Here is a 14067-nt window from a genome sequence, read left to right on the forward strand (position 1 = left end):
TCTACCCATGACTAAAGTCATACTTAATTTTTTATCAAAGCGACTAGCAATTTTAGAGCAATTACAGATAATCTATAAAATATTGGAATATCCGACGACAAAAGATTTTCAACTATAAGCAATTCAGGTTTTTCTGTTCGCAAATTTTATGAACCGTCCCATCAGAATTGATAATCACCCTTTTCGGTTTTTGCTTTATTTAGAGTGGATATTGTTAGCACTGGCGGCTTTGACAGCAATATTGCCCTATACTTCGCCTAAATTCTCTCCCAGATTTCCAGAATTAACGATTTGTAGTTTAATTATATTTGGATTAATGGGGTTGAGTTTACCTACAAGTAATAGATCAAATAAGTTGATTTATACGGCAAGTGAGGTATTCTTAATTTTAATTACTGGTTTTTTTGGTGGTAGGACTGCTAGATTATTTCCTTTTCTTTATTTAATTTTAGTCACTCGTAGCTGTTTAATTTTTAAGTTTTATGGACGATTAGCAGTAACTATTATATCATTTGTTTTATTTTTAATTACACTCAGACATCGATTTCCTAAATATCCGTTACCGCCTCAAGCACAGGAACGCTTTGGTTTTTTTACGCTGAGTTTAGCATTATTATTTGCCTTAACTTTGGTTTTTGTTTTGTTGTTGATGAATGCAGTTTTATCTGAGCGACAAAGTAGAGAAGAATTAGCGATCGCTAATGAAAAACTCCGTCAATATGCCCTGAAAATTGAAAACCAAGCAACCCTAGAAGAACGCAACCGCATTGCTCGAGAAATTCATGATTCTTTGGGACATTCTCTCACAGCTTTAAATCTGCAGTTAGAAACGGCTTTAAAACTTTCGCAATCTAACCCCAATAGAGCAATAACTTTTTTAGCTAGAGCCAAGGAATTAGGTTCTAAAGCATTACAAGATGTGCGACAATCTGTTTCTACTATGCGCTCTCACCCCCTACAAGCTCAATCTTTAGAACAAGCAATTAGTGTACTGGCTGAAGACTTCCATCGCTCGACTAATATTGTGCCAATTTGTCAAATTCATCTTGATTATCCTCTCCAAATTGAGGTGAGTACCGCCGTCTATCGGATTATCCAAGAATCTTTGACTAATATTTCTAAATATGCCAATGCGAGCGAAGTTAAATTAGAATTAACCACAAATATTAATAGTTTATTATTGAGAATTTATGATAATGGCAGAGGCTTTGATTTAAGACAAAATACTACAGGTTTTGGATTGCAAAGTATGCGCGATCGCACTTTAGCATTGGGAGGTAAATTTGATATCAATAGCACCCTTGGTTACGGTTGTCAAATCACAGTTAATATTCCCCTAGGTAAATTTAAAGTATGATTAAAGTGTTACTAGTAGATGACCAAAGTTTAATTCGCCAAGGATTAAGAGCATTATTAGAGCTAGAACCAGATTTAGAAATAGTAGGAGAGGCCGAAAATGGCGAAAGCGCAATTAAATTATCAGAGCAATTGCGACCTCATGTAGTATTAATGGATATTAGAATGCCAATTATGGATGGTGTTGCAGCTACCCAAGAAATTCACAGGCGATTTACAGGGATTAAAGTTTTAGTCTTAACGACTTTTGATGATGAAGAATATGTCACCGCTGCTCTCAAAAATGGCGCCATGGGATACTTGCTTAAAGATACACCTTCAGAGGAATTAGCTGTTGCTATCCGCGCTGTTTATAAAGGATATACTCAATTAGGCCCAGGAATAGTCAAAAAACTTTTAACTCAATTCTCCACTGCAGGATTAACACAATCACCACCCACTCCACCGAGTTTAGCTGAACTGACTCCCAGAGAGAAAGAAGTTTTACGACTGATTGCGACAGGTGCTAGTAACCGAGAAATTGCTCAAAAATTGTATATTTCTGAAGGGACAGTGAAAAATCATGTTACAAATATTTTGAACCGGTTAAATCTGCGCGCTCGCACTCAAGCAGCTATATTTGCAAATACGTTTTTATCCTACTTGGAGCGGGATATTTAAAAACTCAATTCCATATCTTAAGTAATAATACTGTCATATATAGTTTAAACATACAAAATATACTCGTGATTATGCTGTTTGAAATCAATATTCACCTCGGCATAATCAGGTTAAGCAGAGTTAAATTTTTCAACTGTAGTGTGTCCTTAATTTCAATGAGCTTTTAGTAAACGTTTAAGTACTCAATAGAAAGAGGACTAAAGCTTTGACTACGAACTAACAAGTGAATTCTTAGCCTTATACAGTGCTAAACAAATTAAAATACAACGTTACGCAAAGTAATTAATTCAACAAATATCAAACTGATGTTACTGTCATCGGTGCTTGTTGCTGTGTCAATCGACAATATTCCTGATTAATTTACAATCCATTGAATACAGTAAATATAGCTATATTGAAAGTTTTTGTTAAGTCATAAATAATATTTTAAAAAAGATGTTAAGCCACAACTTAAACCTAGTTACTACTACAAATAATCACAATAACGTCGAATCTTTAGCACAGCAATGGGCTAAAAAGTATGTACAAAATCTTCAAATTGAGCAGGGTAATGAGACAATTTCTAATAATATGAATTTGTTCCAGGTTGCGTCCCCACAGGGGCGTCAAAAAACGGCTCAAAAAATTATGGAATCTTTACGGAGCGTCAGTGCTAAATCTTGGCATAAAACGGAAGCGCTGCTATCAGCAGAAATCAAAAAGCATGGTATGGATCATGACATCATTAATCCCTGGGAAATTGCTGCAGATTCCTTTAAAATTTACCAAAAAACTTTAGATATTTATACACAACAAGCAGTATCGCCACTCATTTTTGAAGCTATAAAACTAGCTGAATTAGGTAATTCAGTTGATGAACAAGCTCTACAATTTTATAATGATGCACAGGTAATTCCTAGCCAGTTGACTACAGTAATTGGCAAAGAGATCGGCGCAATCAGAAACAAATATACAAGTGTTGATGCCAGAGTTATTGGATTTGTGAGTATGCAGTTTCATTATACTAGCCAAATGCTCATAGAATTACTTGAACCAATAGAGCGATCGCTAATTAGTGCATACTTTAAAGTTATAGACGATCATCTTTATATGCCGTTGCAACGTGCGTATAAAGCAGCTGCTCAACATAGTTATCATTCTCCAGTTCTAACCGCAATTCATCAGCTATTACCAGCCAGTACACAAATTGCTCAAAATATTTGCCAAAGGATTATCGAAACTTATCCTCATTATCAATCAATGTCTGGTGCTTTGAGTTCTCCAATGGTGAAAATTTCTACAATTCGGGATGTAGAAATGTTTCAAGTATACCTGTGGGTATCTGCTTTAGAAGGAAATATCACCGCCATTCAACAAGAGTTATTTCCTTTGTGTGTCATGCTCTATCCCAAATTAAAAGTACATTGGGAATTAATACGCCAAATGCTGTATTTCCTGAGAAAGGAAATCCAAACTCGCCTAACGTCTCAACAAGCTGATACACTCATGCCATATTTTCAGGTATTGTGGCAAATATTTTCCCCAGAAGTATTTACTGAACTAGGATTATAGGAAATTATTTCTAGGAAATATTATGTTTTCAAAGCTGGATGCAGAAAATAATTTTCTGCATCCAGCTTTTGATAGCTAAGACTAATTGATGATTATATTTTTGATGAGTAACATATCTTTTGGTTGTAGAGACGTTTCGTTGCAAAGTCTCTAATTTACTTAACATGAAATACTACAAAAAATAGTATTTTTAACAATATGTAAATTACTAAAATCTTTAAAATATTACTTACGAATATTTACTGACAGTAATATAAAGAAATAATAAACTAAATTAGTGATTATTCGGTTTAATATCAATATTTTTATCACCATAATTGAATCAATCAGATGAGTGAAAACAATCTGTGAATTATTGCATCTACAGTTTTAAATAATTGAATTGATGTGAATTCCAGTTTGTTGCACATGTAAAATTTGCGAAAAAGCGGACAAATTATGCCAAATGTACTGCGGAAAGAACTAGGCGATTTTAATAGTATAGCCTGCTTTAAAGCTGCGATCGTCGGAATGGAAGAAGCCCTAGGAGAGAAAGCTGCAGCCATCGCTATGATTTCAGCAGGTCGGCTCAGGGGTAAAAAATTAGCTGAGGAATTGGGTTTAATAAAAACATCACTTTCTTTAGAAGATATAGCCTATAAATTAGGGTTAGCTTTGGGTAAAGAAGGTACAAGGTTATGCATTATTGAAAAAATTGTCAATGAAGATAGCGTGATCAAAGTCTATACTTCCGAAACTGTCTGTTCTGCGGATGAACCACCTGATTCAACCCGTAAATGTACTTTTACAATGGGTGCGATTTGGGGAGCTATAGAACAAATTTTTAATAAACGCATGAAAGGAGAACATACCGAATCTGTTCTGCGGGGCGGGACTCATGACGTATTTGAATTTACTGTTTTAGAATAAGGCCCGCATTCATCAAATACAAATTAATGATTGGGGATAATCTGAAATCCCTAATTACCATGCTGTTGAATTAAAACATTAGAAAATTGAAATGGCAATCAATACAGAAAAGCTTGGCTTTATCTTGCAAACATTTGTGACAGACACTAACGATATTCAAGGTGTAGCACTTGTGACTGCTGATGGTCTACCTTTAGCAACCAGCTTACCTAACGGGATGGATGAAGAACGGGTATCAGCAATGTCTGCGGCGATACTTTCTTTGGGGGAACGTATTTGTTTGGAGTTAGCTAGAGGGACTATTGAACGCATCTTCGTTGAGGGAAAAAAAGGTTTTGGAATTCTAACTGGTAGCGGTGAAGATGCTATATTGCTGGTTTTAGCTAGTGAGACAGCTAAACAGGGAGTATTAATGCTAGAAATTAAACGCCTTCTCGCCGAACTCAAACTAATTTTGATGTAATTGCTAATTTTATGGCAATTCAATTTCAAAAATAACTTTTTTAAAAGTTCCCTAATAAATATTTGCTCCTCACGGGAACTTTTAAACAAACAATAAAAGATTGGCAAACACATTGTAGTTGTTGATAACTAAGAAAAAATATGGAATATATGTGTTTGGTTGTGACAGGAACAGTAGGTGCCGGTAAAACTACTTTTATTCGTTCCGTTAGCGAAATTGAAGTAGTAGATACAGATGTGCGCCCAACTGATGAAACCGCACATTTAAAGAACAGTACTACTGTTGGTTTTGACTTTGGTCGGCTGCAATTTGACCCTGAGATGGCGCTGCATCTCTACGGTACACCGGGACAGTCTCGCTTCGATTTTATGTGGGATATTTTAATTCGCAAAGCTCACGCTTATATATTACTGGTAGCAGCCCATCGACCTCAAGAATTCCGTCAAGCGCGACAAATTTTAAGCTTTATGAACCAAAGGGCTAATATTCCCATGATTATTGGTCTCACTCATACCGATGATCCAGAAGCTTGGAGTGAAGAAGATGTGTTTGTCGCCTTGGGATATGTGGATGAAAATAAGCGACCTCCAATCCTGAAAGTGAATCCCACAAAAAAAGAATCTGTAGCTCAGGCGGTGATTTATCTAGTAGAACATTTAATGGCAACCTGTGTAGTTTAATATACGGTATTAATACTTAATTTTAAATTATTTTTACAAATAATTAGTATGAATTCTATCCGGGTTTTACACAATTTTACACAACGCACTTTACAATAATTATTATAATTCTGACACTATATCAAAAGAGATAATCTAAGTAGATATTAGGTCAATTTCCGCATATAAAGTTCATTGTAATTTATAGAAATTAAATCAGGAAGTTATGGCTATTACTGGTAATTTTGCAGATTTTTCTTTGCCAGAACTACTTCAGTTTTTAGATCAAGGAAAAAAAACAGGAGTACTTTACATTGAGTTTGTTTCAGCAGAATCTCAAGATAATAAAAAACAAACATATTATGTCTGGTTGCATCAAGGTCGTATAATCGCTGCGTCTGACCGCTTAGATCAAAAAGGCTTAACATCACTGATTGTTCAACGGGGATGGATTAGCGAACGTGTCATTTCTAGGGTTGTACAAACTTCCTCTGGTTCTATTATTACTCCATTAGGTTTATTCTTAAAATCTCAGGGAATGCTGCAATCTGAACACTTAAAAATGTTATTTAATAGTCAAGTATTGCGTCCAATTTGTACATTATTTCAAGTTAAAAATGGCGTGTTTAAGTTTGATCCTGTCTCAACTTTACTCTTACCTTTATCAGAAATGACAGGTTTGAGTATGTCAGGAACTGAACTCATACTTATGGGTTTGCGAAATATGAAAGACTGGAAAATTTTTGCAAATAAACTACCAAAACCAAGTTCGGCGTTATCAAGTTTACTTGTGAAAAAGCCTCAAATACAGTTGAACGCTCAAGAGTGGCAAGTGTGGGAGTTTGTCAACGGTAATATGTCTTTACAAGATATTGGTCGCCACCTTAAACTGTCTGTAGAGATTGTACAACAAATTGCCTTTAGATTGATTATTGTCGGTTTAGCTGAGGAAACTATGATGATGACGGCTACTCTTCCCCAAATTACTATGGAAGATTCTCAGAGTATAAACACACCATCATCAGTGACTGATTCTGTTAGCAAGAAGCCGACGATTAGTAATTCACTCCTGAAAAGTTTAGTGAGTTTTCTCCAGACTAAAGCCAGTTAGCTCTCTAATTTTGCTGCTGTGATCATCAAGCTAGATAATTAAATCAACAGCAGCTTGAGCCATTTTAGATTTGTTTAAATAACTGTAAACATTCGGTTTTTAAAACTCCTTTGGTTACTTTGATATTTCTAAAAGATTTAGCGATTATTTCTTCACAAGATATATCAATTTGCGCTTGTTTAATGGCAATTAAATCTTGAATTGAAACAGCATATATAATTTCGGAAATACCAGCCCAAACACAAGCAGTTGCACACATAGGGCAAGGTTCACCAGTTGTATATATACTATAACCTTGTAAAGAGGGGTTTTTTAGTTTGGCTGTTAAACTGCGAATGACGTTGATTTCTGCGTGGGCGGATGGATCGCTGTCTTGATTGACGGTATTATGACCTACAGCCACAACTTCGTTATTTTTGACAATCACCGCACCATAGGGGGCGTTACCTTTTTTTGCTTCTAGCAGTGCTAGGCGCATAAAATGTTCTTGGTGCATACCAGCGGAGGAATTGAGCAGGGTAAAGTTTAAGAATATCGTATTGCAATTGCTATTGCTGCGAATTCGCTAAAATTAGCTGGACTCAATTATGTTGCTGACTAGAGAAAAAGCTGAATTTTATCTCAAAGATTTAGAAACGCCTGTAGGTAGAGCAATTAATTTAACAATTGCGGGACTAGTGCTGTTGTCATCAGGAATTTTTGTAGCGGAAACTTATGAGATTCCTGAGTTATTTCGCTTACAGTTGAATGTCATAGATACTGTGATTTTTGTAATTTTTGCGCTGGAATATATTCTGCGTCTGTGGAGTGCGGAGAATAAACTTAAGTATCTAGTCAGTTTTTATTCGATTATTGATTTAATGGCTATTTTGCCATTTTTTCTAGGAGCAGTGGATATCAGTTTTATTCGGTTGTTGCGCTGGTTCCGGATTTTAAAGTTAATTAGATTTATAGATAAAAAAAATTTATTTAGTAGTATCAGCACTGAAGATGGTGTGATATTTGTGCGGATATTATTTACTTTATTTGCGATTATTTTTGTCTATTCTGGTTTGATTTATCAGGTTGAACATCCAGTTAATCCTCAAGGTTTCGCTACTTTTTTGGATGCATTGTATTTCTCTATTGTGACGATGACAACTGTGGGATTTGGTGATGTGACTCCGATTTCGGAATTGGGTCGCGGATTAACGGTGTTAATGATTTTAACTGGGATTGCGCTAATTCCTTGGCAAGTAGGGGATTTAATTAAGCGATTGGTGAAAACTGTTAATCAGGTGGAAACGATTTGTTCTGGTTGTGGATTGGCTTTTCATGATGCGGATGCGGGATTTTGTAAGCGATGTGGAACTAAGTTATAGCTGTATTAAATTAAGTCTGTAATTGTAAATTGTCGTTCTCTTTCTAATTCTTGCAGCCGCAATTTTTCTGCATAAAAAGCCTGATAATATGATTGCCATTGCTCTGGCTGTGTGTCTGGATCAGTTTGTTCCCATAGTTCTAAAAAGTGGCGATAGCGCTTTTCTCGTAATACTCTTTCCATACAAGCGATCGCTGTTTTAATTCCTTTAGGAGTACGCACCATATCATCTTTTTGGCTTTTTTCACTAAGATGAAATAAATGGGAGATTAATTCTACTTCTTCCGGAAAATCTAAGTATCGATCTTGCATGTGGGAAACTAGGTTTGTGGCTATTGTGGCTGGGATTTCCAGAATTTGTTGCCATAAAAAACGGTGATGGGAAAGGCTAAATTGCAAGTCTCTCGCTTCTAGGGTGTCTAAAATATCTTGGCGTTGTTGGGGACAGTGGAGATAAATCTTTAATAATAAGGCTTCTGCTCGTTCCAACAGCCCGCGATCGCTTGTCGGAACTGCAGTTAGGGAAGGTTTTTGACCGTTTCTTTTCTGAGTTATCGGCTGGGAGTAGGTTGCTTTGGGTGCAATTTGCGTGAGGAGGTTTTCTACTCGCAGCGGGATTAATCTGGTATCTCCTAAACTGAGGATCTCTGCACAGTGGGAGATGTAATAATTGCGCGTGTCACTGTTAGCGATATTTTTCAGCAATTTGACTATTTGCTGCGTTACTTGCTGAAAATCTGTGGCTTCCCTTAAATCGCAGTCTTTGGTGATTTGCTGAATTTGCCAATTTAACCACAAAGGTGCGTTGGCTAACAGTTGCTGATAATCTGCTGGTGTGTGCTGACGCAAGTATTCATCAGCATCTTTACCATCGGGGATGTTGAGTATCTTGAGTTGAATTTCCCCATTGTAGGCGAGGTTGGCGATTTGGGCGATCGCTCTGGTGGTAGCGTTTGTCCCTGCTTGATCGGCGTCAAAGTTGAGTACCAATTGTTTCGATTCAGTGTAACGCAATACTAACTTTACTTGTTCTACACTGAGGGCAGTACCCAGAGAAGCGACAGCATTATTCACACCAGCAGCATGGAGGGCGATCGCATCAAAATATCCTTCTACCACCACAGCTTGATCTAACTGAGAAATTCCACTTTTAGCTTGATCGAGAGCAAATAAAGTTTTACCTTTACTAAATAGTTCCGTTTCTGGGGAATTGAGATATTTAGGCTGCTCATCACTCAAGGTTCTACCGCCAAAACCAATCACTCGTCCTTGGACATCGCGGATGGGAATCATTAAGCGATCGCGGAAGACATCATAATAACCGCCCCCTTCCTTGCGGGGTTTAATCAATCCGGCTTGCTCAACTAAAGACGCGGGATAATTTTTATTGTCCACCAAATAGCGCGATAGAGTCTCCCAACCTGTAGGGGCGTAACCTAAACCAAATTGCTGGATAGTGGCTGGTGTGAGTTGGCGATCGCTTTGCAGATATTGTAATGCTTTATGTCCTTGGGATTGTTTCAAGACATGTTGATAAAAGTGAGCAGTGGTGGCGAGGATTTCATATAATTGCTCACGCAACGACAACTGACGCTGGAGTTCTTGTCTTTGTTCAGGTTCCAAGGTTTGTATAGGGACTTGGTAACGCCGCGCTAACTCCAACACCACATCAGCAAATGAACGCTTCCCGACTTCCATGACAAACTTAATCGCATTTCCCCCAGCTTCACAACCAAAGCAATGGTACATTTGCTTAGTTTGGCTGACAGTAAAACTGGGAGATTTCTCATCATGGAAAGGACACAAACCGACAAAATCCTTACCCCGCTTGCGTAAAACTACATATTCCGAGACGATATCAACAATATCAGCCCGGTGTCTAATTTCCTCAATCGTATCTGGGTGTAAGCGGGGAATTTGCATCGTTGTTTTTTTTAATTGGGAACAGGAAACAGGGAACAGAGTAGGTTTTGAACGAGAATTTAGAACTTACAAACAACGCTCAAAGAACGTTCGTCTTTGGAGACAGGGCCCCAATCCCATACTTCGCCATACTTCGGCTTCGCTCAGTACAAGTCTCCCCATCTCCCCATCTCCCCATCCCCCCATCGCCCCATCTCCCCATCTATTATATTCTTGTTGCAAGCACAGAAATGATGTATACAATTGCTTACACTGAACCTTGCCAAAGGAAATACTGAAGATGGGGCGGATTTTTATTTCAGCGGCTCATGGAGGGATAGAAGCAGGAAGAACTGATCCAGGTGCGATCGCTGGTGGTACGACTGAAGCGAGGGAAATGATTCTGCTGCGAGATTTGATTGTGGTGGAACTGCGGGCGCGGAGTTTTGAGGTGTTGTCTGTTCCGGATGATTTGAGTGCGGCGCAAACTATCGCTTGGATTAATGCTCGCGGGCGCGCTACTGATGTGGCGTTGGAGATTCAAATGAACGCCGCTAGTAATCCGAGTGTGCGCGGGGCTAGCGTTTATTACATTACCACTAATAGCGATCGCAAAAGCAATGCGGAATTAGTGCTGATGGGGCTATTGCGTCGCGTGACTCAGCTACCAAATCGCGGTGTCAAGCCAGATACTGAAAGTGGTTTGGGGCGATTAATTTTTTGTCGTCAAGTGGCGATCGCTTCTTTAGCAATGGAAGTCGGTTTTCTCACCAACCCTGAAGACAGGGCTTTGTTGCAAACACGTCGTCGAGAATTTGCTGCGGGAATTGCAAGTGGGCTGGAGTCTTGGAGTCGTGTTGTTGATCCTGGTAAAGCACCCGCCCCAGAGCCAACCTATCCAGCGATCAATATCAACATTAATGGACAACAGTATCAAGAGCAAGGAATATTAATCAACGGTAATGCTCACATCCCCATAGATTTAGTAGACCGTTTGCGAATTGATTTGTCAAAAGCGCCTGATGTCCGCCGCATCACCTATCGTCGGGTTGTGTATGTCAAAGCGATCGAATTACGAGATTTTCATATTTCGATTAATTGGGACGCAGCCAATCGCACTCTCAATTTGCGCTCAATTTCGGTGATTTGTTCTGGTCAATTTGACAAAATTGTCGGTAACGGCAACACTTCTGAGGTACAACTGCAATTATTCTTGCGAAACAACAATGAAAATGCTTTAGTGCAGTTTCCCGATATCCCCAAACTCTACCGAGAGGAAGGAAGCATCGAGGGAATTAATTATGACATAGCTTTTTGCCAAATGTGTGTAGAAACTGGTTTTTTACGCTTTGGTGGCGACATCAAACCCCAACAAAATAACTTTGCTGGTTTAGGTACTGCTGGGGGCGGTGGGGATGCTGCGTCTTTTGAAAGCGCCAGAATTGGTGTGAGAGCGCATATCCAACATTTAAAAGCTTACGCTAGTTTAGAGCCTTTAGTGCAGCCTGTGGTAGCTCCCCGGTTTCGCTTCGTCACCCGTGGTGTCGCTACTGTCATTGATCAACTATCAGGACGTTGGTCAGCAGATCTGGATTATGGCGCCAAAATTACAGCCATGCTCAAAAGATTATATGAGTCTGCGGGGTTGTTGTGAATGGGGAACAGGGATTAGGGAACAGCAAAAAAGTCTGCAATTAATTCTGTTTCGGAAACCCTTGTCGCACTCAGCTTTGTTGATGACCCATCACGAATTATCAATCACGAGTTTTAAAGAAATGTGACATTTAATTGCGCTATTGTAAAAGTCAGCTGCTCTTGGTTGATTTATGAGCCAGTTTCAAGATCCGACCACCCCAACTACATCACATCCTCATCAGGAATATCTACCGATTCATCTATCTGGTGCAATTCAACCTCATGGCGTCATGCTGGTGCTGGATATTCAGTTACAGATATGGCATATTAGTAATAATACGGAAGCTTATTTAGGCAAGTGTCCGCAAGATTTACTCGGTAAATCGCTGGAATGTTTACTGGGTGAGCAACAAATGAGGGCGATCGCCGATTTTTTAATCCAGGAAATTGGCAGCGTTTATTGTTTAAAAGTATCAATTAATATACATAATCAGGTGCAGTATTTTGACTGCATTGTTCATCGCACTCCAGATGTTGTTATTGTCGAGCTAGAACCAACAAAAGCGATCGCGCCTTTAAGTTTCTTACAGTTTCAGGCAATTGTCGGCGGGGCGATCGCTAAAATGCAAAGCATTACCCACCTCCCAGAATTTCTGCAATTAGCAGCAGCAGAATTACGCGCCATCACAGGTTTCGACCGAGTGATAGTTTATCAATTTGACCAACAGGGCGCTGGTGCGGTGATTGCGGAAGCGAAAACAGCAGAATTACCATCCTATCTCCACCTCCACTATCCAGCTACAGATATTCCTGAGCAGTCTAGGGAATTATACAGACGCTGTGCGTTGCGTTTTATTCCCAATTTAACTGCTCCCCCCGTCATGCTTGTGCCTGCAGCGCCTGTAGATCTAAGCTTATCAGTACTCCGCAGTGTTGACCCATGCTGTGTGGAATTCCATCACAACATGGGTGTGGAAGCAATGATGGTGATTTCTCTGATGAAAGAAGGTCAACTTTGGGGATTAATATCTTGTCATCATCAAACTCCTAAACATCTTCCTTATGAAGTACGGAAGATGTGCGAATTCTTAGCGCAGATGATTTCTGCTGAGTTAGCGCACAAAGTTAATCACTGGGAATGGGATTATGAGGTGAAGCTGAAAGCTTTACAAGCTGATTTGCTCAAGTCTATTTCCCACGCAGATAACTTTATCGATGCTTTGATTAAACCAGAGATTCGCTTACTCGATCTTGTCGGCGCTACCGGCGCAGCAGTTTGTCTGGACGGGGAAATCACTTTGGTGGGGACGACACCAGATGCAGAAGCGGTGCGAAAACTGATGATGTGGGCGGATACTCAAGTCAGCGATAATTTATTTTCCACTGATTCTCTACCCCAGCTTTACTCACAAGCGCTGACTTTCAAAGATGTTGCGAGTGGTTTGCTGTTGTTACGCATTTCCCAAGTCCGGCGTTATTACATTCTCTGGTTTCGCCCGGAAGTACTGCAAACGCTAAACTGGGCAGGGAACCCCCAACCATCACTCCGAGTGGGGGCTGATGATAATATTATCCTGCGTCCGAGAACATCTTTCGCTAAATGGCAAGAAACGGTTGTATTAACTTCGCTCTCTTGGAAACCTTGTGAACTTGATAGCGCTTTGGCTTTAAGAAATGCGATCGTGGGTATTGTACTCAAAGCCGTAGATGAACTAGCCCAAATTAACCGAGAGTTGGAACGCAGTAACCAAGAATTAGCAGCTTTTGCTTATGCTGCTTCCCATGACCTCAAGGAACCTCTGCGGGGGATTTATAATTTTTCCACCGTACTGCTAGAAGACTACGCCCATGTGTTGGGTGATGAGGGGGTGGAGTATTTAGAGACGGTGCTGTCTTTGTCGCAGCGAATGGAAACCTTGATTAATGCGGTGTTGCGACTTTCGCAGTTGGGACAAGCTCAACTCTGCTTCCAACCCACAGACTTGAACCCATTGCTTGACCAAGTTATTGATGTGTTTCGTGCTAGTCGTCCCGAATCGCGTTTCCATATCCTGGTTCCTCGACCTTTACCGACGATTGTCTGTCACTCGGTGTTAATTAATGAGGTGTTTAGTAATCTTTTGGGTAATGCTGGTAAGTATAACGATCAAGCCCAGCCAGAAATTGAAATCGGTTATTTAGATTCAGCTACAAGTTCCGGGATTTTTTATGTGCGGGATAACGGTATCGGTATTCAACAACATCACTTAGAAACCATCTTCCGTCTATTTAAGCGACTCCACTCCCAAGAAAAATATGGTGGAGGGACAGGTGCGGGGTTAGCGATCGTTAAGAAGATTGTCGAGTTACACAACGGTCGCATTTGGGTAGAATCGACTCTCGGCGTCGGCTCGATATTTTATTTTACGCTGGAATAGTTTAAAATACTTTACAAAAACCTGAATAAGATTACATTTTGTTA

General features: G+C 39.5%; 12 protein-coding genes. 10 read left to right on the top strand and 2 right to left on the bottom strand.

Going from position 1 to position 14067, the window contains the following annotated elements; genetic code table 11:
* Positions 1-148: 148 nt before the first annotated feature.
* The 7 genes from MIC7126_RS0117605 to MIC7126_RS0117635 all read left to right on the top strand — a co-directional run bounded on the left by MIC7126_RS0117605 (position 149) and on the right by MIC7126_RS0117635 (position 6709).
* Complete coding sequence (locus MIC7126_RS0117605; RefSeq protein WP_017654481.1) at positions 149-1357, top strand: sensor histidine kinase; 1209 nt, start codon at positions 149-151, stop codon at positions 1355-1357.
* On the top strand, positions 1354-2016 hold the full coding sequence (locus MIC7126_RS0117610; RefSeq protein WP_017654482.1) for a response regulator: 663 nt from the start codon (positions 1354-1356) through the stop codon (positions 2014-2016). Before MIC7126_RS0117605 ends, MIC7126_RS0117610 begins: the two co-directional genes overlap by 4 nt.
* A 435-nt stretch (positions 2017-2451) precedes the next feature.
* Positions 2452-3567 (top strand): hypothetical protein, encoded by a 1116-nt coding sequence (locus MIC7126_RS0117615; protein WP_017654483.1) that lies wholly within the window; start codon positions 2452-2454, stop codon positions 3565-3567.
* A 438-nt stretch (positions 3568-4005) separates the two neighbouring features.
* Positions 4006-4476 carry a hypothetical protein gene (locus MIC7126_RS0117620; protein ID WP_017654484.1) on the top strand — a complete coding sequence of 157 codons (471 nt, stop codon included), beginning with the start codon at positions 4006-4008 and terminating at the stop codon, positions 4474-4476.
* A gap of 91 nt (positions 4477-4567) precedes the next feature.
* Entirely contained in the window at positions 4568-4939 is a 372-nt protein-coding gene (locus MIC7126_RS0117625) for a roadblock/LC7 domain-containing protein (protein ID WP_017654485.1), read from the top strand.
* A 140-nt stretch (positions 4940-5079) separates the two neighbouring features.
* A complete protein-coding gene (locus MIC7126_RS0117630) occupies positions 5080-5619 on the top strand; it encodes a GTP-binding protein (protein WP_017654486.1) in 540 nt (179 codons plus the stop codon).
* A 205-nt stretch (positions 5620-5824) separates the two neighbouring features.
* A complete protein-coding gene (locus tag MIC7126_RS0117635; RefSeq protein ID WP_017654487.1) occupies positions 5825-6709 on the top strand; it encodes a DUF4388 domain-containing protein in 885 nt (294 codons plus the stop codon).
* A gap of 64 nt (positions 6710-6773) precedes the next feature.
* Here MIC7126_RS0117635 and MIC7126_RS0117640 read toward each other — a convergent pair whose 3' ends face one another.
* Positions 6774-7205 carry a nucleoside deaminase gene (locus MIC7126_RS0117640; RefSeq protein WP_017654488.1) on the bottom strand — a complete coding sequence of 144 codons (432 nt, stop codon included), beginning with the start codon at positions 7203-7205 and terminating at the stop codon, positions 6774-6776.
* Between the two features lie 91 nt (positions 7206-7296).
* Here MIC7126_RS0117640 and MIC7126_RS0117645 point away from each other — a divergent pair, with 91 nt between their 5' ends.
* On the top strand, positions 7297-8070 hold the full coding sequence (locus MIC7126_RS0117645; protein ID WP_017654489.1) for an ion transporter: 774 nt from the start codon (positions 7297-7299) through the stop codon (positions 8068-8070).
* A gap of 5 nt (positions 8071-8075) precedes the next feature.
* Here MIC7126_RS0117645 and dnaG read toward each other — a convergent pair whose 3' ends face one another.
* The gene (dnaG, locus tag MIC7126_RS0117650; protein WP_017654490.1) at positions 8076-9992 is read right to left on the bottom strand and encodes a DNA primase; all 1917 of its coding nucleotides are present in this window, start codon (positions 9990-9992) and stop codon (positions 8076-8078) included.
* Between the two features lie 280 nt (positions 9993-10272).
* On the opposite strand from dnaG, the gene tftA reads away from it, so the two are divergent.
* Both tftA and MIC7126_RS0117660 read left to right on the top strand, forming a co-directional pair.
* Complete coding sequence (gene tftA / locus MIC7126_RS0117655; RefSeq protein WP_017654491.1) at positions 10273-11625, top strand: hormogonium tapered terminus morphoprotein TftA; 1353 nt, start codon at positions 10273-10275, stop codon at positions 11623-11625.
* Between the two features lie 172 nt (positions 11626-11797).
* Positions 11798-14023 (top strand): ATP-binding protein, encoded by a 2226-nt coding sequence (locus MIC7126_RS0117660; RefSeq protein WP_017654492.1) that lies wholly within the window; start codon positions 11798-11800, stop codon positions 14021-14023.
* Positions 14024-14067 lie beyond the last annotated feature (44 nt).

The sequence above is a fragment of the Fortiea contorta PCC 7126 genome (genome assembly GCF_000332295.1).
Classification (GTDB): domain Bacteria; phylum Cyanobacteriota; class Cyanobacteriia; order Cyanobacteriales; family Nostocaceae; genus Fortiea; species Fortiea contorta.

What these genes read in the sequence shown, in the direction of transcription:
- MIC7126_RS0117605 (WP_017654481.1), top strand. Translation starts at nt 149, where the DNA reads ATGAACCGTCCCATCAGAATTGATAATCACCCTTTTCGGTTTTTGCTT.
- MIC7126_RS0117610 (WP_017654482.1), top strand. Translation starts at nt 1,354, where the DNA reads ATGATTAAAGTGTTACTAGTAGATGACCAAAGTTTAATTCGCCAAGGA.
- MIC7126_RS0117615 (WP_017654483.1), top strand. Translation starts at nt 2,452, where the DNA reads ATGTTAAGCCACAACTTAAACCTAGTTACTACTACAAATAATCACAAT.
- MIC7126_RS0117620 (WP_017654484.1), top strand. Translation starts at nt 4,006, where the DNA reads ATGCCAAATGTACTGCGGAAAGAACTAGGCGATTTTAATAGTATAGCC.
- MIC7126_RS0117625 (WP_017654485.1), top strand. Translation starts at nt 4,568, where the DNA reads ATGGCAATCAATACAGAAAAGCTTGGCTTTATCTTGCAAACATTTGTG.
- MIC7126_RS0117630 (WP_017654486.1), top strand. Translation starts at nt 5,080, where the DNA reads ATGGAATATATGTGTTTGGTTGTGACAGGAACAGTAGGTGCCGGTAAA.
- MIC7126_RS0117635 (WP_017654487.1), top strand. Translation starts at nt 5,825, where the DNA reads ATGGCTATTACTGGTAATTTTGCAGATTTTTCTTTGCCAGAACTACTT.
- MIC7126_RS0117640 (WP_017654488.1), bottom strand. Translation starts at nt 7,205, where the DNA reads ATGCACCAAGAACATTTTATGCGCCTAGCACTGCTAGAAGCAAAAAAA.
- MIC7126_RS0117645 (WP_017654489.1), top strand. Translation starts at nt 7,297, where the DNA reads ATGTTGCTGACTAGAGAAAAAGCTGAATTTTATCTCAAAGATTTAGAA.
- dnaG (WP_017654490.1), bottom strand. Translation starts at nt 9,992, where the DNA reads ATGCAAATTCCCCGCTTACACCCAGATACGATTGAGGAAATTAGACAC.
- tftA (WP_017654491.1), top strand. Translation starts at nt 10,273, where the DNA reads ATGGGGCGGATTTTTATTTCAGCGGCTCATGGAGGGATAGAAGCAGGA.
- MIC7126_RS0117660 (WP_017654492.1), top strand. Translation starts at nt 11,798, where the DNA reads ATGAGCCAGTTTCAAGATCCGACCACCCCAACTACATCACATCCTCAT.